Annotated in this window: 16 protein-coding genes; 8 read left to right on the forward strand and 8 right to left on the reverse strand. The window is 40.8% G+C overall.

Translation table 11 applies throughout. The features are described from left to right. The first annotated feature begins 132 nt into the window (after nucleotides 1-132). Entirely contained in the window at nucleotides 133-1467 is a 1335-nt protein-coding gene (locus tag QJ048_RS07325; protein WP_282333708.1) for an exonuclease domain-containing protein, read from the forward strand. 747 nt (nucleotides 1468-2214) lie between these two features. Here QJ048_RS07325 and aat read toward each other — a convergent pair. After that, the gene (aat, locus tag QJ048_RS07330) at nucleotides 2215-2859 is read right to left on the reverse strand and encodes a leucyl/phenylalanyl-tRNA--protein transferase (protein WP_282333692.1); all 645 of its coding nucleotides are present in this window, start codon (nucleotides 2857-2859) and stop codon (nucleotides 2215-2217) included. A 141-nt stretch (nucleotides 2860-3000) separates the two neighbouring features. Beyond that, on the reverse strand, nucleotides 3001-3306 hold the full coding sequence (locus QJ048_RS07335; RefSeq protein WP_282333693.1) for an ATP-dependent Clp protease adaptor ClpS: 306 nt from the start codon (nucleotides 3304-3306) through the stop codon (nucleotides 3001-3003). Between the two features lie 180 nt (nucleotides 3307-3486). Here QJ048_RS07335 and QJ048_RS07340 point away from each other — a divergent pair, with 180 nt between their 5' ends. Next, nucleotides 3487-5511, forward strand: coding sequence for a hypothetical protein (locus tag QJ048_RS07340; protein ID WP_282333694.1), 2025 nt, complete (start codon nucleotides 3487-3489; stop codon nucleotides 5509-5511). 147 nt (nucleotides 5512-5658) lie between these two features. Here the strand turns inward: QJ048_RS07340 and QJ048_RS07345 are convergent, their stop codons facing one another. Beyond that, complete coding sequence (locus QJ048_RS07345) at nucleotides 5659-6261, reverse strand: nitroreductase family protein (RefSeq protein ID WP_282333695.1); 603 nt, start codon at nucleotides 6259-6261, stop codon at nucleotides 5659-5661. A gap of 346 nt (nucleotides 6262-6607) precedes the next feature. Between QJ048_RS07345 and QJ048_RS07350 the strand changes: the two genes are divergently transcribed. Both QJ048_RS07350 and QJ048_RS07355 read left to right on the forward strand, forming a co-directional pair. Beyond that, nucleotides 6608-7312 (forward strand): NUDIX hydrolase, encoded by a 705-nt coding sequence (locus tag QJ048_RS07350; RefSeq protein ID WP_282333696.1) that lies wholly within the window; start codon nucleotides 6608-6610, stop codon nucleotides 7310-7312. 592 nt (nucleotides 7313-7904) lie between these two features. Next, on the forward strand, nucleotides 7905-9578 hold the full coding sequence (locus QJ048_RS07355; protein ID WP_282333697.1) for a sodium:solute symporter family transporter: 1674 nt from the start codon (nucleotides 7905-7907) through the stop codon (nucleotides 9576-9578). Nucleotides 9579-9781: 203 nt separating this feature from the next. Here the strand turns inward: QJ048_RS07355 and QJ048_RS07360 are convergent, their stop codons facing one another. Further along, on the reverse strand, nucleotides 9782-10708 hold the full coding sequence (locus QJ048_RS07360; protein WP_282333698.1) for a polyphosphate kinase 2 family protein: 927 nt from the start codon (nucleotides 10706-10708) through the stop codon (nucleotides 9782-9784). A gap of 202 nt (nucleotides 10709-10910) precedes the next feature. On the opposite strand from QJ048_RS07360, the gene QJ048_RS07365 reads away from it, so the two are divergent. Together QJ048_RS07365 and QJ048_RS07370 are read left to right on the forward strand one after the other, a co-directional pair. After that, a complete protein-coding gene (locus QJ048_RS07365; protein WP_282333699.1) occupies nucleotides 10911-11783 on the forward strand; it encodes a sterol desaturase family protein in 873 nt (290 codons plus the stop codon). Nucleotides 11784-12063: 280 nt separating this feature from the next. Then, the gene (locus tag QJ048_RS07370; RefSeq protein WP_282333700.1) at nucleotides 12064-13974 is read left to right on the forward strand and encodes a vWA domain-containing protein; all 1911 of its coding nucleotides are present in this window, start codon (nucleotides 12064-12066) and stop codon (nucleotides 13972-13974) included. 173 nt (nucleotides 13975-14147) lie between these two features. On the opposite strand, the gene QJ048_RS07375 is transcribed toward QJ048_RS07370, so the two are convergent. The 4 genes from QJ048_RS07375 to pxpB all read right to left on the reverse strand — a co-directional run bounded on the left by QJ048_RS07375 (nucleotide 14148) and on the right by pxpB (nucleotide 18145). Then, the gene (locus QJ048_RS07375) at nucleotides 14148-15398 is read right to left on the reverse strand and encodes a DUF4407 domain-containing protein (protein WP_282333701.1); all 1251 of its coding nucleotides are present in this window, start codon (nucleotides 15396-15398) and stop codon (nucleotides 14148-14150) included. A gap of 122 nt (nucleotides 15399-15520) precedes the next feature. Next, the gene (locus tag QJ048_RS07380; RefSeq protein ID WP_282333702.1) at nucleotides 15521-16267 is read right to left on the reverse strand and encodes a 5-oxoprolinase subunit PxpA; all 747 of its coding nucleotides are present in this window, start codon (nucleotides 16265-16267) and stop codon (nucleotides 15521-15523) included. Further along, nucleotides 16255-17256, reverse strand: a complete 1002-nt coding sequence (locus QJ048_RS07385; protein ID WP_282333703.1) for a 5-oxoprolinase subunit C family protein — start codon at nucleotides 17254-17256, stop codon at nucleotides 16255-16257. Before QJ048_RS07385 ends, QJ048_RS07380 begins: the two co-directional genes overlap by 13 nt. A 178-nt stretch (nucleotides 17257-17434) precedes the next feature. After that, on the reverse strand, nucleotides 17435-18145 hold the full coding sequence (pxpB, locus tag QJ048_RS07390) for a 5-oxoprolinase subunit PxpB (protein ID WP_282333704.1): 711 nt from the start codon (nucleotides 18143-18145) through the stop codon (nucleotides 17435-17437). 355 nt (nucleotides 18146-18500) lie between these two features. On the opposite strand from pxpB, the gene QJ048_RS07395 reads away from it, so the two are divergent. Next, nucleotides 18501-19379 (forward strand): hypothetical protein, encoded by an 879-nt coding sequence (locus QJ048_RS07395; protein ID WP_282333705.1) that lies wholly within the window; start codon nucleotides 18501-18503, stop codon nucleotides 19377-19379. A gap of 418 nt (nucleotides 19380-19797) precedes the next feature. Then, nucleotides 19798-21111, forward strand: a complete 1314-nt coding sequence (locus tag QJ048_RS07400) for a bifunctional folylpolyglutamate synthase/dihydrofolate synthase (RefSeq protein ID WP_282333706.1) — start codon at nucleotides 19798-19800, stop codon at nucleotides 21109-21111. Nucleotides 21112-21808 lie beyond the last annotated feature (697 nt).

The following is a 21808-nucleotide window of genomic DNA, read 5'->3' on the forward strand; positions in this document are numbered from 1 at the left end:
TCTACTTCGCATTCGTTACCATGGATTTGAAATTTAAGTCAAAACAATTTTTTAACTTCGCCTACATCATTTTGATACCATAAATTAAATTAGTGGATGATTTTTTGCAAGAAAAAATCATTAAAAGTGAGAATGTTTTCAGTCATGTATGCGATAGTAGATATAGAAACAACTGGAGGGTTTGCAAACGGAAATGGCATTACAGAAATTGCCATTATACTGCACAACGGAATGGAAGTGGAAGGAAAGTTTCAAACACTGATCAATCCCAACCAACGGATCCCGCATTTCATCACCGTGCTTACCGGCATCGATAATTTTATGGTAGCCGATGCGCCAACCTTTGAAGATGTTGCCGAAAATGTTTTCAATCTACTCTCCAATCGCATTTTTGTTGCTCACAATGTCAACTTCGATTATTCTTTTATCAAGCATCAATTACAGGCTTGCGGATATGAACTTAACGTAAAAAAGCTATGCACTGTCCGCATGGCCCGCAAAGTAATGCCGGGGCTGCCAAGTTACAGCCTTGGCAATCTTTGCCGCTCAATAAGCATCTCGATCGAAGGCAGGCACAGAGCTTATGGAGATGCAGCCGCGACCGCCTTGCTGTTTGAAAAAATTCTTGCTGGCGACTCTGAAGGGCACGTTGCCAAAATGCTGAAAGGCAAAAACAAAGAACAGTATTTGCCAACGCATTTACCTGCTTATTACATCGAGCAATTGCCGATGATGCCTGGTGTCTATTACTTTCATGATTCAAAAGGAAAGATCATTTACGTGGGTAAGGCCACCAATTTGCAGAAGCGTGTAAAGAGTCATTTTTCTAACAATGATGGCGGTAAACGTAAACAGGATCTTTTACGAAAAGTTTACAGCATTACTCATAAAGAATGTTCGAGCGAACTGGTTGCGCTGATTCTTGAAAGTATTGAAATAAGAAAACTATGGCCCGAGTTTAACCGCAGCCAGAAAGGTTTTCATCAATCATACGGTTTGTACACTTATGAAGATCGAAAAGGCTACGTGCGTTTTGCAATAGAAAAAAAGAAACAACACCTCAATCCGTTGTATACTTTTAATTTATTGCACGAAGGACAAACTCTGTTAAGAAAAATGGCAGAAGAATTTGAGCTCAATGAGCGTTTGTGCTTTGGCGTTATAAATGACTATGCTGACATCGTGGAGGATGCGTCATTGCACAACGACAAAGTGCTGAAAGCTATCACTGCACTGCATGAGCAATTGCCCACTTTTGCCATATTTGACGGCACTTACAACCACTCTTCTATCCTGCTCATGAATAAAGGTAAATTCAGCGGCATTGCGCCCAAGGGAGAATTCGGTGAAGACATTACACTGGAGCAACTAAAGGAGCGTATGACCCCTCACCCCGACAACGATTACATCCGCGGCTTGATTTATCAATACGCAGAGAAATATCCGGAGAGGAAAATACTTTTCTAATTGAAAATTGAAAGTGGAAAATTGAAAATGATTACATAAAGGCAATGCCTTTCATTTTCAACTTTCCATTTTCAATTCACAAAGGGGTATGACCGGCAACAATCCTTAATAATATTCTGGAATTTACACTCTCACAGGTGATGTAAATCTTGTTTAGAACTCCGGGGAGCTTGCTGCCGGCCGGCGTACCCTAGTAAAAATATGAAGATAACAGTGCTATCTACTATTGACTGCGCCAAGCTAAGTAAGTGATCAAAGTAAGAGACGCATACAAAGCAATAACGATTAAAGCAATAGTGATTCCGTTAAGATGAATGTGGAAATTTCTTTTCATAATGGGAGCTTTTAAAAGTTTAGAAAATAAAATAAAACAGACTAAAACGTAGCTTCCATGGGATAAAAGATGCGAAGTATAGTTAAATTAAAGGGAGTGACAATCTGATGTAGAATTCCGGTATAAAAGTACGAAAGTTTTTAAAACAACAAAATGTCAATCTATATTATTCAACGTTTTACAAAGTTTTTTATAAGATATCGTAATTCTACGCGTTTAGTAGACAAGACAAAGTAACGAAGCGGAATGCTGCTTTTTTATGATTGCGGTAGGGTTGCCAGTTGACGGTTGTCAAGAGAATCTGTAGTTGTTGGTTATTGGTTGAAATTGGAGACAAAGCCCTGACTGACTGGAACCTGGCTTTATTTTCAAAGAAAATCTAATAACCAAACACTATCAACAAACAACTCGTTTTATATCAATTCTTTCAGCAAATGTGTAAATCTTTTACGGGGAATCATCTCTGCCCCAAGACTCTCCAAATGCGATGTATGCACCTGGCAGTCGATTAGTTGAACACCTTCTTTTTTCAATTCTTCCACATAGCTGATAAAAGCATATTTTGAGGCGTTGCTCATTTTACTGAACATGCTTTCACCAAAGAAAACCTTACCCATCCGTATGCCGTACAACCCTCCCACCAGTTCGCCATCGCTCCAGACTTCGGCACTATGGGCATACCCGAGTTCGTGTAGCTGATTATAAGCAAGTTCAACCTCGTTTGTAATCCATGTACCATTTTGGCCCTTGCGGGAAATGCTTTTGCAATGGCGGATCACCTGGTCAAATGCCTTATTGATAGTGAACGTGAAAGCCTCTTTTTTAAAAAGCGCTTCCATACTTTTAGAAATTTTAAGTTTACCGGGAAATAAAACGAATCTTGGATCTGGGCACCACCACAATGGATATTCACCTTCGTACCAGGGAAAAATGCCTTGCCTGTATGCCGTGAGCAATCGCTCTACAGACAGATCGCCGCCAATCGCCAGCAAACCATCCGGCTCAGATTCTTCAACTGGAGGAAAGACGATTTGTTTATCTAAGGCGAATATTGGCATAGGATAATTTGAGATGGGATATTTGAGATTTGAGATTTTTTATGGTGGTATGATTGATATTTTGTTTTCGGTTGCTTGTGAGATTTATTTGGTTGTCAACAAGGCGAATGCAATTCGGCCCTACGCACTTTCAATTTTCAATTACCGTACCGTTTCCTCCACCGTCGCACCAATACCTCTATCTGTGATCGCGTCGCACAGTGGCTTCAAGGTTTCATATTCACCCTTCTTCACAGCATATTTACCTTTTACATGAATGATCATGGCACATTGTTCTGCCTGCTCTACAGAATGTCCGCATACATCCACAAGCGTTTCAATCACCCATTCAAACGTGTTCACTTCATCGTTCCATACAATAAGCTGGCATGGCTCATCGACTGCCGTGAGTATATCTAGATCTTCCTCTACACGTGTGCTGGTGTCATCATTAAGGTAAAAATTCATACAGAATATTTTTGCCAAAATTATAAACTACTTTCAACACTGCACAACTTTCACAAAGGATTAGTTTTCATGGCATTGAGGCGTATCTCCTATATTGCGTATATTGCAACCCACCTTATTATTTACATTGCGGCCTGTGATCGATATCTTTCAAAAATCAAAACAATCTGATATCTGCCTATGAAAGTTTTTGAGAAAAATAAAAAGCAGGATATTACTACAGAGAAAAAAGATAAAGCAATTGTCCTTCCACTATACACGGGAAAAAGCGGTCTGCAGTATGTGGTTGACCTTGTAAAAAATATACGCCCCAAAAACTACAAAAACACTAAAGAAGCGGAGAGAAAATTTGCGGAGGTTCTGGCGAAATTGCGGGAAGAAAGCATTGCCTTATTTGCCCTTCGCAGAACATTACTATCGCAGTTTCAAAATACGGATCTGATACCAACAATCACGGAAAGCGGTATTACAAGTTCACGTGGATTTGTGCAGGAACTCATCAGCAAACTGAAGCATAAAATTCTTCCTCCTCTTCCGCACCCAAAAGATTTTCGCTACGTTATCGAACGCGTTTTTTATTTGAAAAAGGATCACATCTGGGTACAAAATATTGACCGGGATCTTTGGCGACAATTTTTTGAATTACTCGGTATACAAGTAAATATTACCGATCCGGGCATTATCCGGCAATTGGGAGAATCGCTGCAAATGCTTTCTTACAAAGTTGCCACGCTGGGAATGGAGAAAGAAATAACCGGTCGCTATAGCAATGTACAAGATGCTATTCAGCCTTTTATCGAACAAAACAGACTGGTGAATGAGTACATGGTGCAGCAAAACAATTTAAGCGTTCGTGAAAAAAAATTACTGTTTGCCAACATACAGGAAAATCTTTTCAACTGTACACAGAGCTTGCAATGGATAAGGCGACAACAGTTGGAATACGGCACCAGTCTTGCGCAGACATTTGTAACAGTGCGCATGCAACAACAGATAGAGCGCATGCATGTGATCATTGACGTGCTTGATGCGGATGAGCTTTTTCACGCAGACGGGTTCATTGAATATTTTAAAACTGTTGTAAAAAATGAGAATACGAAGACCAGTCTTCGTGAATTCCTTTCAATGAACCTTGGTTTGGTGGCTTATCAAATTGCTGAACATAAAGGAAAGAAGGGGCAAAAATATATTACGAACAGCCCTTCCGACTTTCGATATCTTTTCAACAGTTCAATGGCCGGTGGCTTCATTATATCATTTGGCGCCATTATCAAAAATTTGCTCAGTCTTATACACTTGCCTTACTTCTGGCAAGGCATGAGCTACGGAACGAATTATGCGACATGTTTTGTGTTGATGGATCAGTCAGATGCAACACTTGCAACAAAGCAACCAGCTTACACGGCGTCTGCAGTTGCCAGTTCGCTGGATGTAAAAAAAAGCCAGTCGCGTCCGGATCTTCGAAATCTTGCCTTGACAGTGGCAAAAGTTTCGCGTAGTCAGATCGCTTCCTTTGCAGGAAATTTGCTGGTGGTATTTCCTTTTACTTATTTGTTGGCGTGGTTATTCAACCTTTCATTTGGTTTTAAAATTGCATCCGGAGAAGCTGCGCAAAAGTTACTTGCAGACCAACATCCGTGGCAAAGTATGTCTATATTGTGGGCGTGCGTTACAGGCTTCTTTCTGTTTTTAAGCGGTATTATCGCTGGTTATGTAGAAAACCACGTGGTGTATGGAAACATTGCAGAAAGACTTAAAAACCATCCTATTTTCGTGAATACAATGTCGGAAAAAAAACTCGATAGACTCGCCAAATTTATAAATAAAAACTCCGGCACGCTCGCAGGAAGTATTTCACTAGGATTTCTTTTAGGTTGGGCGGCACCGTTAGGAAAGATATTTGGCATTCCGTTCGATATAAGGCACATCACTATTTCTGCGGGCAATACAGCCATTGGTTATTACGGCCTTGATCGTAACGTTCCGCTGGCTTATCTACTTACTGTCGTGGGTGGTGTGTTGCTGATTGGTTTTATAAATTTTCTTGTGAGCTTTTCTCTTGCTTTTTTTGTCGCGGTGAGATCACGTGGCATCCAGCTTAAAGATTATCCCGAATTCCTTAGCATTTTGCGGCACTACTTTTTCAGACATCCGAAGGATTTTTTATTGCCGCCAAAGAAGACAAGGTTGTTGGAGGAATTGTAAAAAATAACAGGGTGCCCGTAGAGACGCGTTGAACGCATCTTTGTTACACATTCACAGTGTTAGAAAAAAACGCGATGTCCAAACTTTGTCGTTCAAACATCGCGTTTGTGCCAGAGAGATGCATTTTCATGCGTCTCTACAGGGAAATTAAAATTTATTTAAAGGGCCGCCGTTCCATCTGATTTTTTCTTCTAATGGAACCAACCTTCTGCCTTTAGGCTCAACGTCACTGTAACCAAGGTAAATGATACCCATTACCACATCTTCGGGGTTCAGGTCCAGAAAAGGTTTGAATGGTTCTTTCAGCGTCATGCCTCCAGTGCTCCAGAAGGTAGCGATGCCAAGCGCCTCAGCACCGAGTAAAATATTTTGAATGGCACATGCCGTTGCGGCTATTTCTTCCATCACTGGAATTTTTGCAGTAGGTGCACGTTTCATCGCCGCCACTATAATATGGGAAGCGAAATCTCCCATTGTTGCAAACTTATCGTAGGTACCCTGCAAATAATTTTCAGCAGGCGTTATTTGTTTGTACAATTCAGCATGTTGTTTACAAAAAGCCTGTGCATCATCTCCTCCATATACGATAAAGCGCCATGGCTCTGTGTTCGCGTGTGTAGGAGCCCAATCGGCCAATTCCAATAACTGTACTATTTGGGCGTCGGAAATCTTCTTTCCATTCATTTGTTGTGTCTTCACTGTTCTCCTATCCTTTACCAGCGTTTCCAACACAGAAAAATCGTTGCTCATGTTCATGTTTATTTTTAACTGGGGCGCAAGGTACGGAGGAATAATTTGAAAATTTGAAGATTTGACAATTTGAAAATGAGCGGTGCATCGAGCCAATTAAACCCGGTCGCCCTGCAAAACAGGATACTTAAAACTACCTGGATTACAAAGTTCTTCGCTGGTTGCATAGCAGAGCGATCCCAACAGCATTGCCACAACATCCATCCATTTTCAAATTTTCACATCCTCAATTTTCAGATTGATTAACCGTCAATCGTACACTAAATTTCTTCTTGCACAGGAAAAAATTTTGTTACTTTCACATTTCCATTGGTTTAGCAAGACGCCTTTATAACACAACACATTTATGACAGGTTATTCACACCAAAAACGATTTCTTGTTGCAGTAGACTGTATCATTTTCGGCTTCGATGGTCAACAATTGAAACTACTGCTAATCCAAAGAGGTTTCGAACCGGAAAAAGGCAAATGGAGCCTCATGGGTGGTTTCGTTGAAAAAGAAGAAAGCTTTGAAATAGCCGCGGGACGTGTGTTACACAAGCTTACGGGTTTGGAAAATGTGTACATGGAACAGCTTTATGCCTTCAGTGACCCAGTCCGCGACCCAATTGAAAGGACCGCTTCCATCACCTATTTCGCATTGATCGATATCAATCAATACAAACACCAGATCAGCAAAGATTATCATGCTGAATGGTTCCAGTTGAATAAGGTTCCAAAACTCATTTTCGACCATACTGAAATGGTAGAAATGGCCAAGGAAAAGCTTCGTTATAAAGCCGCCCTCCACCCTATCTTGTTTGAGCTACTGCCGGAAAAATTCACATTGCCACAATTACAAGTATTGTATGAAGGTGTTTATGATGCTACGTTCGACAAAAGAAATTTCAGCAGGAAAGTATTATCTACAGGTTTACTTGTAAAACAAAAAGAAAAAGAGAAGGAAAGCTCCAAACGCGGCGCATTTTATTTTAAACTGGATAAAAGGAAATACAAAACAAAGTTCGATGCCTTCCTCAACTTTATTCCCAATCCGCATAAGTTAAAGTAAGCCTGAATAATTTGAAAATTTGAGGATTTGAAAATTTGAAAATGCTTTAGGTCAAACATAGTTTCTTCTTATCGCCACGATCTTTTTAGGCTGACGATAATTTGTCACGAGCGATGCACTAACTAATTTTCAAATTCTCAAATTTTCAAATTAGCACATTTTCTTTCAAAAATAAATGTCACATTAACACTAATTCATTATTTTAGTGTCGCGATGTGCCATATAGATGCAGCTGTTTTGTTTTGATATATGGTGATCAAACGAAACAGCTGTTTTTTGTTGCATAATGTTGCATCTTGTTGCACAAATCCTTAAAAGAATCACAGTTATGAAAAAACGTTTGAAACACTTGTTCCGACAGGCTTTTTCCGCAAAAGCCTGGTATAATAGCAAAATTGCGTAATCGTTTGCTCAATTGAATGTTTTTTTCGAATATTTGCACAACAACCAATAGAAATAAAAGAAAGTTCAATATTGTCAAAAAAAAGCCTTGATCACATTCAATGCAATCGATAAATATTTTACTTTCACTAAATTTTTTAAAAGCCTATAAACATTTACTTTAACTAATACAACTAACGTTTACTCGCTCATGAAGAACAACCTCCACGCAATTGACTATGCAGTATTTGCGATCTACTTTGTAATAGTGGCTTCGTACGGATACTGGATCTACCGCAGAAAGAAAAAAGCTACAATGAACACAAAGGACTTCTTCCTTGCAGAAGGTTCCTTAACCTGGTGGGCAATTGGTGCCTCCCTGATCGCTTCAAACATTTCCGCTGAACAATTCATTGGTATGAGTGGATCGGGCTTTAAAATAGGCCTTGCGATCTCTACTTACGAATGGATGGCCGCGCTTACACTTGTAATCGTAGCGGTGTTCTTTATCCCGGTTTATCTGAAGAACAAAATTTTCACGATGCCGCAGTTTTTGAACGAGCGGTATAACAGCACAGTAAGTATGATCATGGCTGTGTTCTGGTTGTTGTTGTACGTGCTTGTAAACCTTACATCTATCCTATTCCTTGGTGCGCTGGCACTGAACAGTATCTCCGGTATCAACCTAACGGTTTGTATGCTTGTACTGGCGGTATTCTCTGTATTCATTACACTTGGGGGCATGAAGGTAATCGGTTATACCGACGTTATACAGGTATTCTTCCTGATCCTGGGTGGTTTGGTAACAACTTATCTTGCATTGGGTCTTGTTGCGGAGCACTTTGGTTCAAGCGGTGTGGTAAACGGTTTTAAAATATTAACACAAAAAGCAGACGAACACTTCCACATGATCATTAAACGTGACGATCCTAACTACATGGATCTTCCGGGTTTAACGGTGTTGTTGGGCGGTATGTGGATCGTGAACCTGAATTATTGGGGTTGTAATCAGTACATCACACAACGTGCTTTGGGTGCTGATCTGAAAACCGCACGTGGTGGTATCCTCTTCGCAGCATTCCTGAAACTGTTGATGCCTATCATCGTTGTGTTGCCAGGTATAGCAGCGTTCATATTGCACAAAGAAGGTGGCTTCCAAACAGAGATGTTGCAAAACGGAGAATTAAATCCGGACAGAGCATACCCTGTATTGTTAGATTTATTGCCCGCCGGCTTGAAAGGTTTGGCATTTGCAGCGCTTGCTGCTGCCGTTGTAGCTTCTCTTGCAGGTAAAGCAAACAGTATTGCAACTATCTTCACACTGGATATCTACAAAAAGAAACTTCATCCGGAAGCTGATGAAAAGAAAATGGTTGTCGTTGGTAGAATCACGGTTGTCGTTGCGATGATCCTTGCATTGATCATTGCGCCGATGATGGGTATCGATAAAAAAGGAGGTTTCCAATATATCCAGGAATATACCGGCTTCGTATCTCCGGGTATCTTTGCCATGTTCATTCTTGGTTTCTTCTGGAAGAAGACAACCTCTAATGCGGCATTGTTCGCAACAGTTGGTGGCTTCGTAATGTCATTGATCTTCAAATTCCTTCCGGGCATCATGGATCTTTCGTTCCTTGCTCCGATTGGTTTTGCAAAAGCAAACGACAAAGGTGTTTACGAAATTCCGTTCCTTGACAGAATGGGTCTTGTATTCGTTATCTGTATCCTGGTGATGTATGTGATCAGTATGATCGAAAGCCGCAAAGGTGCTAAACCTCACGGGTTGGAAGTGGACAAGTCTATGTTCAAAACCACTACGGGCTTTGCAGTTGGTTCATTGATCATCTGCGGTATCCTTGCTGCGTTGTACACTATATTTTGGTAGTAGAAAGTTATTTCTCGATAAAAAGAAAAACTCCGCTGTTATAGCGGAGTTTTTTTATGTCAAATTAAGAATTAAGAATTCTTTATCGGTAGTTATGCCTTATTACTCTTAAGCATGAAACCAGTGTGAAGAAAGTAAAATATGCAGTACACAAAGCATTCTTAATTCTTAATTCTTAATTCTTAATTCCTAATTTCTAATTTCTAACTGCTTCCATCTCCATTCTCCTCTCCTTCCTTCATCAACATATCTTTCGCTTTCATCAGGTCGTCTTTTTGCGCGGCGCTGACGATTGGATAGCTGATATCCAGTTTTTGGAACTCATAGTAAATAGCGGCGGCAATGACTAAGCGGGCAAACCATTTGTCGTCTGCCGGAACAACAAACCACGGTGCATAATCCTTTGATGTATTGGAAATAGCATCTTCGTAGGCTTTGCGATAGTCTTTCCAGTATGCACGCTCCTTAAGGTCGGCACTTGAAAATTTCCAGTTTTTTTCCGGATTGTCAATGCGTTCAAGAAAGCGCTTCTTTTGTTCTTTTTTGGATAGGTGTAAAAAGAATTTCAAAATAACAGTTCCATTATCGGCAAGTGTTTTTTCAAAGCAATTGATCTGTTCAAAACGTTTGTCCCAAAAAGACTGGTCAATGTCTTTTTCACTTTTAACTTCCGGTAATCTTTCACCCAATAGATATTCAGGATGCACCCTTGTTACCAGTACGTTTTCGTAATGCGAGCGGTTGAAAATTCCAATCTCCCCCCTCGGAGGCAATGCAATATAATGGCGCCATAAATAATCGTGCTCAAGCTCATGACTGGTAGGTGCTTTAAAACTTGTCACCTGAACACCCTGTGGATTCAGGCCACTCATCACGTGTTTAATCGCGCCATCTTTTCCTGCTGCATCCATCGCCTGGAAAATAATTAGTACGCTATACTTGTTATGGGCATACAATTTATCCTGCATCTCCGCCAGTTTTTGTATGCCAAACTCAAGCAACTCGGCTCCCTCTTCTTTTGAAAGATCCTCGTGCTCAAAATCTGTTTTGTATTTTTTCAGATTCACTTCTTTCCCCGGTTTCACTCTGCATTCATCTAAATACTCAAGTAATTTGTCTTTAACTTTCATAATAAGGTTGGTTTATTTTTTTGAATTTATAACAAGCAATGAGGAAATTTTGGGATTGTATTTGGCTGATGGCTACATAAACTTAATAAAATAACTTTGCAAAAAGGGTAAAATCGAATCTAAAAGTTAATTCAAATCAAGATTTTCTACCGGTCGTAACTTATTAGAACATTGCTTGTAAATTAGACCAAACCTGTTTGTCATGCCTCCCGCCATACTATACTATGCCATTCCATTTTTCATATTGCTCTTGTCGATAGAAGCATGGCTATCCTACAGGGAGAATAGGCATTTCTATGAAACAAAAGATACATTCACAAGCCTTGCTCTAGGCATTGGCAATGTGCTCATGGGTTTTGTTACCAAAACAATGATCTGGTTTGTGTTGTCTTTCATCTATCAATTCCGTTTCTTTACGCTTCCCGCTGATACATGGTGGTTCTGGGTGCTGTTATTTTTTGCTGACGACTTCTCTTACTACTGGTTCCATCGTTGCAGCCATGCAATGGGCTGGCTATGGGCATCGCACGTTGTCCATCATTCCTCAGAGAAATACAATCTTGCTGCGGCCCTGCGACAAACATGGACGGGCAATCTTACTGGCAGTTTTCTGTTTTGGGCCTGGATGCCATTGGTTGGTTTTGACCCGCTGTATGTTTTGTTCATGCAACAAATAAGCCTGATCTACCAGTTCTGGATACATACCGAAACGATCTACAAAATGCCGAAATGGTTTGAGCTGATTTTCAATACGCCATCACATCACCGCGTTCATCATGGCAGCGATGTAAAATATCTGGATAGAAATCATGCGGGCATTCTCATCATTTGGGATCGCATGTTTGGCACTTTTAAAGCCGAAGAAGAACGTCCCACATACGGACTAACGAACAACATCAATTCTTTCAATCCTATCGTCGTCGCGCTTAAAACATGGGGCAGTTTATTTACAAAAGCTGCACATGCAGGCTCTCTTAAAAATGCCATCAACTACTTTATTCAACCTCCCGGCTGGAGCCATGACGGAAGTACGAAGACGGCGAAGCAAATGCGGAGGGAGGCAATTAATAATTAATAAAGAATAATTAAGAGTGGAACTCGTAAGCAGGTTTCAACCGTCGCTATACAAGCTGTTTGAATAATCAGACCTGTTGTTTGTCATCCCGACGAAGGAGGGATCTGGGTTTTACACAATCGTGCATGCTATTAAATAAATCACGCAGATCCCTCCTTCGTCGGGATGACAAGCAGTCTTTGTTTACTGATTATTTACAGCACGAATTTGAAAAATTTTCTAATTTCTATTTCCTTTTATGTAATTCTCTTTGTCCCTGCATCTGACACTAAAACAGCATATGAAAACCTTACTGTCAGTTCTGTTAGTGTATGCAAGCACATTCTTGTTTACTGCACAACCAATTGTTATTACGGGAAAGATTACCGATGAGAAAGGTAATTCGCTGCAAGGCGTTACTGTCACTATCAAGGGCACAAAAACCAGCGTTAGTAGCGGCGCAAACGGCTCTTATTCCATTACGGTAGCAGACGAAAAAGCAACTCTCTCCTTTGCTTTTGTCGGTTATTACCAGGAAGAAATTAAGGTGAAAGGAATGACGGTGATCGATGTAAAATTAAGACCGGTCGCACAATCACTGAACGAAGTGGTAGTGGTGGGATATGGAGCCCAACGAAAAATGGACATGACTACCTCCGCGTCGGTATCTACCGCTCTCAGCGGTCGCGTCGCAGGCGTGGTAGTACAGGGATATAGCGGATCAAAATTGGTGAGAATTCGGGGAAACAGTACAAATAAGTCAAAGGATGAAGATTATAACAGAGAAGGTTACGACAATATCAAAGAAAACACTTTTCAAAAAGTAACGGATCACCCGCTTTCAACTTTCTCTATCGATGTTGATGCAGCTTCTTACAGCAACGTTCGCAGATTGATCAATGAAGGTACACTGCCAACTCCGGGCGCAGTTCGCGTTGAAGAAATGATCAATTACTTTTCTTACAACTATTCACAACCCAAGGATGGCAGGCCTTTCAGTGTAACGACGGAGTCAACGCAATGTCCATGGAACAAAGAGCATCAATTGGTGATGATCGGCTTGCAGGGAAAGAAAATTGATTATGACAAACTCCCTCCTTCCAATCTTGTTTTCCTGATTGATGTTAGCGGAAGTATGGAGAGTGCGGATAAATTACCTCTTGTAAAATCTTCATTGCAATTGTTATCAGAGCAATTACGTCCGCAGGATAAAATTGCCATTGTAGTGTATGCGGGCAATGCGGGGCTTGTTTTGCCATCTACAAATGACAAACAAAAAATCAAAGAAGCCATCAACGCTCTGGAAGCTGGTGGATCAACTGCAGGTGGTGCAGGCATTGAATTGGCTTACAAAACAGCGCAACAAAACTTCATGAAGGAAGGCAACAACCGCGTGATACTTTGCACCGATGGCGATTTTAATGTTGGCGCCAGTAGCGATGATGCATTGGAAAATCTAATCGAGCAAAAACGTTCTACCGGTGTATACCTTACTGTGCTTGGCTTTGGTACGGGTAACTACCAGGATAGTAAAATGCAAAAGCTGGCTGACAAAGGCAACGGCAATCACGCCTATATCGATAACATCAGCGAGGCGAAGAAAATATTGATCAGTGAATTTGGTGGAACACTTTTCACTATTGCCAAAGATGTGAAACTGCAGGTGGAGTTCAATCCGGAAAAAGTAAAAGGCTACAGACTCATAGGCTACGAAAATAGGGTGCTGGCTAAAGAAGATTTTAACAATGACAAAAAAGATGCGGGTGATATGGGCAGCAATCACACTGTTACTGCTTTGTACGAAATTATACCTTCTGGTGTGGGGGATGATGAAGAACTTGGAACAGTTGATCCCTTGCGTTATCAAAAACAAAAAACGAAAAAGTCTTCCACATCTTTTTCAAATGAATTAATGTTTGTAAAACTTCGTTACAAAAAACCTGATGAGGATAATAGTAAGTTGTTTGAAGTGCCCGTGAATGCTAATTCACAGCCTGCAAGTAGCAACATACGATTCGCTTCTGCGGTTGCAGCATTTGGGATGATCCTGAGAAACTCTGAGTTCAAAGGAACGAGTAATTATAAACTCGTAAGATCACTGGCACAAGGCAGTATTGATGATAAAAGCGATATGTACAAAAAAGAATTTCTTGAGCTGGTGAAGAAAGCAGAAACACTCAAGTCTACTGCGAAGAACGAAGAAGAGGATTAGTTCAGTTTACCACTAAGGCACTAAGGACACTAAGCTTCACTAAGGATTGTTTCATTGTAGGCATCTCTTAGTGGTGCTTAGTGTCCTTAGTGTCTTAGTGGTGAACTAGCGGTTTACACTAGTTAAATTTCAATTTCAAAAACGCATGCCGCATACAAACAATTCTTAATTGCCTAAATAACGTTCTCTTCTTCAAAATCATACTTGCTCTTAATATCCTTCATCGCGTTATTCAGAGGCGCGTGTTTATTGGGAGAATCACATTTTTCCCATTTATCAAGGTCGCTTTGAATATACTTTTGCTGGAGTGCTTTTGCTTTGTTTAAAGTGTCTTGCGTGATGTCTTTTTTATGACGGAAGATCAATTGCATTTTTTCGTGCAACAGTTCTTTGTCACGACGCATTTCATTTTCAGAGCGTGCCATTTGAATAAGTTCCATTTGCGACAGCGCAATATCATATGGACCCACATTCATGATAAGCTTGGAAAGTATCGGACCTATTTCAATCAAAATGATCAACAAGGATATGCACAAGCTTGACCACCACACACTACGCTCTTCCCGTGAAAGATCGGCCAGCGCTTTATTGCGTTCAAGGAAGCCAACTTTTGTTTGCAACTCTGCTTCGTAATTTTTCTTCTTAACATCCAAACCTGCCAGCTGTGAATTGATGATGCTGTCCTGGTAATGAATGCTGCTATCAAGCTGTTTCAGCTCCGGAGCAAATTGTTTTAAAGCATTGTTATATGCTTCCATCTTGAGTTTGGTAAGTTTATCGATGCCGCGCTTACCTGAACCGCCCGTGCCATCTGCCTCTTGTATGTATGCTTGCTGCAGTGTGTGCAAAGTATCTTCGATCATGCCTTTGCGGGCCATCAACCGGCTGCGCTCCTGCTGTGCTTCTGTTTGTGCAGTTTGTAATTCTCTTTGTAGCAAGCTATCATTCAATAAGATTTTGTCGTGCCGGTTCTGCGCAACTTTTACATCAATTTCTTTTTCAAAAATTTTCAGTTCAAGCGGTCGTGCAATGGTAATACCAATGAGCAGTGCCAAAGCAAAACGAGGCACCGCCAGCAGCAATTGCTTACGAGCAGACACGCCATACTTGCGCATGGTAGAAACAAGAAACCTGTCGAAATTAAAAATGATCAGTCCCCAAATGATCGCAAATGCAACCGTCCAGTACCAGTTGCCGAAAACACTATACACTGCATAACCAGATGAAATAGCGGCGAGTACAAATGTTGCAAGAATCACACCGCCAATGCCGGCGTACTTTGTGTGTTCACTTGGATATTTTCTAAGAAGATCGGTGTATGCGCCCGAACACCACCACAAAAAGTTGCTTTCCGGCTTTTCTGTTTTCTTTTGAAAATCATCGTAACCGTAAACAGTTTGTTGCCCGTTTTGAGTCGTAGACATGCTTGTCTTTTAATAAATGAGACAGGTTGAAATAAAAGTAGAAGTTGGAGCCGTAAAAGTAACGTGGAATCGGTTATGAATAGTATAAACCTCCCGCGAATTATAGGTTTTATTACAGTTTTTTAACGAATTGTATTTTTGAGAACAATATTATGCGCCTTTAATCCTCTGTAAATGTTTTTTGCAAAAACCACTGCATTTTCTCCATCCCCGTGAAGGCAAATCGTGTCAGCCACCAGCGGGATTGTTTTGCCTGATATTGATCGCACCGTTTGCTTCAACACCAATTGTATGGCCTGATTTAACGATACATCTTTATCTTCTATCAACGCATTTTTTTCGCTGCGGGGCGATAGGCTGCCATCGTCAAGATAAGTTCTGTCTGTAAACGCTTCATTCACTGTTTGTAAGCTTACATTTTTCCCTTCTTGTATCAGGTCGCTCCCGCTTAATCCAAAAAGTGCCAATTTACTATCAACACTCCCGACCGCTCTGGCAATAGCTTTTGCCAGCAATGCATCTTTAGCCGCCATGTTGTACAAAGCACCGTGAGGTTTTACATGGGTAACTTTCGCCCCTTCTTCCAAAGCAATTTTCGAAAGCAGGTCCACCTGGTATAAAACCATGTCATATACTTCATCAGGTGTCATGTCCATATTTTTTCTACCGAAATTTTCACGATCCGGAAAACCTGGGTGGGCGCCAATTGCAACTTCGTGCTTCAACGCAAGTGCTATCGTTCGTTTCATTGTGTCTGTATCGCCCGCATGAAAGCCGCAGGCAATATTTGCTGAAGTTACGTACGGCATCAACGCTTCATCATTCTCAAATCCTTCTCCCATATCGCAATTGATGTCTACACTGTGCATTTCACATATTCGTTTATATGATCAAGGCTGGATTGCTTTTGTATTTGTAATTCTTTTTCCTGTGCTATGAATAATTTCTCCGCAATGTCATTATCAACCAACCGGAATACAACTCTCTCGCCTTCCCTTCTTTGCGCCAGCTTTGGAATATGGGCACTGATTACATTGGCAATGCGTGGATAGCCGCCGGTGGTTTGATGATCGGCCATTAAGATGATCATTTGTCCGTCCGGCAATAACTGGGTCGTGCCAAAGTTAACCGGAGAAGAAATGAGTTCAGTGTTGTTGGGAATGAATAAGTTCTCTCCTTCCAACTGATAACCCATTCTGTCTGATGATTGTCTTATATGAAATTCATTGTTTAAAAATTTTGACCTTGCATCTTCCGGCAGCCAGTTCCACTCTCTCCCCTTCACTACAAAAATCACATCAGGATTCCTGTAAGTATTAGTAATATTAGCTCTCCACGGAAACACGTGCAGGTTATCTTTTTCGTGCAAAAAAGCCTTGGCGTTACATTCACTTGCCTTAAAAGGAATGATATCTCCTTTCTGCAATTTTCTTCCACCAAAACCACCGGCCCCTACTTTCAGATGCGTGCTGTTGCTACCCAGCCATTTCTCTGATTGAAAGCCTCCTTTCACTGCCAGGTAAACCCTTGCGCCTTTTTGCCAGTGAGGGAACTGCATCAATGTATTTTTTCTAACGATGAGCGGCTGCCATGCGGGAATATTTTCATTGTCAACAGTAGCGGAAAAATCGCCGCCCGCCAATGCGATCAACGCGTTTTCTTCAAATAAAATCTGGGGCCCGGGAAAATGCATTTCCAATAACGGTTCGCATCCGTTATTGCCTGTAAGATAATTTGCAAGACGTGCTGCATAAGTGTCCATTGCGCCACCGGTGCTGATTCCTATACTCCCATATCCATTTCTCCCCATATCCTGAATTGTGTCAAGAATGCCGGCCTTAATAATGTTGATTGACATTAATTGTTTTTTACCTTAATTGAAATAAAATTCAACTATTGATTGTTTGAAAAAATAAAATTCCTATGCCATGGATAAGGTAAAATTTTCTACACCAGTCGCGTATTTCAAAGCCGGCACGGATGATTCCGTTCGGACAAGGGTAGGATTAAAAAAATCTAACAAAAATGTTAAAAGATCAATGGTTCATTTTTTCAAATTCATCTTCTTTAATAGAAACGAATTGAACGTAATCTCCCGGTTTTAATAGAGAAGGATTTTGTTTGGTTCGATCAAATATTCTTAAAGGAGTACGGCCGATGATGTTCCAGCCAGCAGGCGATGCAAAAGGATATATCCCCGTTTGCGCCCCTGCAATACCTACGCTGCCTGCCCCTACAAATTGTCTTGGCCTTAACTTTCGGGGATACTCAAGCTTTTCATCTATGTGTGCCATATACGGAAAGCCCGCCATAAAGCCAATCATGTACACACGGTATATCTGCGATGTATGTAGTGCAATAATTTCTTCCTCTGAAATCCCCTTTGCAGCAGCCAGTTCCTCGATGTCGTATGCGTATTGTTTTGCGTAGCAAACAGGAATAATAGTTACTTTTTGCTCAACTCCGTTGCCAGTTACAGATTCTCTAAAGGCGTCAAGCAGCAAGAGCTCCATCTTCTTATACGCGACTTCATGTTCTTCTTCTTCCCTCAGCCTGGAAATATTGTAATACACTACAAGGCTATTATAACCGATCACAACATCCTTTACAAATGCAAATTGTTTCTTCAAAAACCATTGATGCATTGCGATAAGTTTTTCGCTTATTGCTATTTCAATGGTGTTCGACAATTCTATTACGATGGCATTGTCGCCGAGTGCAAATATTTGAGGCACAGTGTGGCTCATAAAATTTAAGCATAACAATATACCGAATTGTTTGAGATTTAGAAAGAAAATAAAAGCAAATACGGATAGGCATAACCGATTGAACGTCGGGGGAGTTCAGAAAGTACCAGACGAACCCTTAACGATTGAGATGTGTCAATCCTGCCGGGTTAGTTTGCCGAAGGTGTTTCCAACTAAAAATTGGGAGACACTTAAATATCTTCAACTTAGAATGATATCGATTTCACTGTGCGATACCGAAAAATTTAACCGCAAATCAATTTTAACACGATTATTTTTTAGAATCTATGCAATTAGCAAGATAGTTGCATCGTTTTGTACAACAATCGTACATTTACGAAAGTATTAGTTGAATATGATGAACGACAATTTCGAACAGCAGAAGAATATTAAAGCCGGAAGTTACACCGCGCTGATAATGGCGTTATTACTAATTGCCTTTATCACGATCAAGTGGACGTTACCCGTAACTCCTCCTCCCATAAGCGAGGACGGCATCGAAGTAAATCTGGGCAATAGTGATACCGGTCTTGGCGAAGATCAGCCGATGTCACCGGAATCTCCGGCTCCTGCCGAAAAAACCAGTTATACACCGCCCAAAGCAAGTGTAGCCGAAGAAGCTGTGAAAGAAGTGGAAACTGACGACAAGGCTGAAGAGGACGCTCCCGTAATAAAAAAACCGGTTGTTGCTAAACCGGAAGCTAAAAAAATAGCAGAAAAAGAGGTTGCCCCGAAAGCAGTTGCTAAACCAACGGCCCAGGTACCCAATCCTCCCCCCGCACCGCCAAAACCTAAAGCGGTTATGCATGGCGCTGCAGGAACCGGCAAAGGCGGAAACGAGGCGGACGACTACAAAAAAGGTGGCAGCCAGGGTATTGCAGGTGGTGTTGGCGATCAGGGCAAGCCTGGAGGAAATCCAAATTCTGACAGCTATACGGGTAATGGCGGACACGGAACATCTGGTGTAAGTATTTCAAGGGGGCTTGAGGGTCGACGCATTACTAAATGGCCATCATTTGAAGATGACTTTAATGAAAATGCGAAAGTTGCCATTAACATCCGGGTTGATGCAAGTGGAAACGTCACTTCTGCCGTTTATGAGCCGAAAGGATCAACAACCGCCAGCTCAACTTTGAAAACCATTGCTATCAGAAAAGCGCAGCAAATGAAATTGAGTGCCAGTGATGATGAACAAATCGGCACGATCATTTTCAATTTTAGGCTTAAGAATTAATATTAGACATTTCCTTTTTTTATATATTATCGTATATTGAAAGGCTTTTTAACCCAATCGCGTCCGGTTCACCTTAAAAAACACCCTAGCGGATGAAGAACTTTTCCCGATATAAATGGCCACTGATAATTGTGGTTTCTAGCGTTGTCGCCTTTATCGCAGGCATATGTTTGCGGCTTTTTCACAGCCCTTATTCAGATATCGCCTTGCTTTTGGCCATGTTTCTTGTTTCTACAGCTCTTGCCTGGTCATCATTTATTCTTCTTAAAAACCTGAAAAAACACCCAACCACTTTGTAACTCGTTTTTTGATTTCTTTTCTCCAATGTTTCTTCCGGCAAAATAACTTCTCTTCTGCCGACTCAAATCAACCTATTCGTTTCACTTTTACGTTTGTCCAACTAGTTGATAGCTAGGTAATGAATTATCTTTACATTACTATGGACTATCAACAAACGATCGACTACCTGTTTCACAGGTTGCCAATTTTTAGCCGCATTGGCGCAGCTGCTTATAAGAAAGATCTTGACAATACATTACGACTTTGCGAAATACTTGACAATCCCCATAAGAAGTTCAAAACGGTACATATCGCCGGCACCAATGGTAAGGGTTCGACGAGCCACATGCTCGCTGCCATTTTTCAGACAGCGGGGTACAAAACCGGCTTGTACACCTCTCCCCACCTCAAGGATTTCAGGGAAAGAATTAAAATAAATGGCAATATGATTTCGGAGCAATTTGTGGTGGATTTTACCAAGAAGATCCAGCCCCATATCGATGAAATTGAGCCCTCATTTTTTGAGATTACCGTAGCCATGGCCTTCGATTACTTTGCCACAGAGCAGGTCGATATTGCGATTGTGGAAGTGGGCCTCGGCGGCAGGCTCGACAGCACCAACGTGATTACCCCGGAAGTGTCCGTAATTACCAATATTGGAATGGACCACATGAACATTCTCGGGGATAGTTTGGAGAAGATCGCCTTTGAGAAAGCGGGCATTATGAAGCCCCACATTCCGGTGGTGGTAGGTGAAATTCTACCCGAGACGAAACCCGTTTTTGAGGAAGTATCTGCAGCCCAAAAAACACCCATGATCATCGCACCGGACAAAAGAAGATCTATCGATTGGAAGTATAATCACCATCTTTTGACTGTAGAAGTTTCCACTTTGCATACCGACGAAATGAATTTTTATGAACTGGATCTTCCCGGAATTTATCAAACGAAAAACCTGGTGACAGTTCTTGAAGCGGTTCATCAGCTTCAGCAAAAGGGTTGGAAAATTTCACATGAAAATATTTTACATGCATTAAAAAATATAAAAAAGCTGACGGGATTGTTTGGCCGCTGGCAAATCATCCACCAAAATCCATCCGTAATTTTGGATGTAGGTCATAACGAAGATGGCATCAAAGCGATCGTTTCTCAACTTGAGGTGACCACTTATCACCGCCTGCACATCGTATTTGGAATGGTAAAAGACAAGGATATTACCACCGTTTTAAAGCTTCTTCCCAAGCACGCAACTTACTATTTTACCCAGGCCCAGATACCCCGCGCTCTCGACGCTGAATCATTAAAAGAGGAATCTGCAAAATTTGATCTGTACGGAAAATCATTCCCTACTGTCAACGAGGCAGCTAAGGATGCAATCTCTGATGCAGAAAAAGATGACCTCATTTTGATTTGTGGAAGCGTTTTTATAGTTGGTGAGGTGCAACTCGGTTAAGCGGGTCTTAGTTTAAAAATCCCAAATCACTAGAACTTACGGCAAGTCAAAAACAAACATTAAATATTATGTAATATATAATTTAGCAATTTAAACGTTTAAAGTCACCTTTTTTGTGTCTCAACGGTCAACACTTCTTTACCGCTTTTTTTAACAACGTAACCGGATAAATGGTAAGTTAATACAAAATAGCGAAAAAATACCCATCCATAAGGATGGGTATTTTTTATTTCAGTGTTATGGTGACCGCAAAATCCGCGCTTCCTTATCAGGCTGGCCAGCCAATGATTTTCGCTTTCAACTAAATCAATAATAAAGTCTGCGTTCCTGCGGTTTTAAGCTTTAAATAAACAAATCTGCCATTATTACCATAGACAAAATCCTCACAAAACCTGACCAGCAGTTTTACCAAAAATTCAGAATGCCAATTTTACTCACATTTAATTTTAATAAAATTAAATTTCTCAAAAATACCCATTAAAGACGTTTAAAGGCGAGCAACATTCTAACCAGGGTTTTCTTCACAATTTTTCTCCAAGCGCAAAATTTCAAAAATTCACTTTTTTAAATTAAATCTGATCTATATACTTCTTAATAATAGATTTATTTTTCAACAATAGTCTATACTAAATTATAAATGAATTCTTTAACTAAATACATATACTTTTTTTTAATACATTATTCTTCTCGAAAAAAG

It is taken from the genome of Pinibacter soli (assembly GCF_029961145.1).
In the GTDB taxonomy this organism is placed as follows: domain Bacteria; phylum Bacteroidota; class Bacteroidia; order Chitinophagales; family Chitinophagaceae; genus Pinibacter; species Pinibacter soli.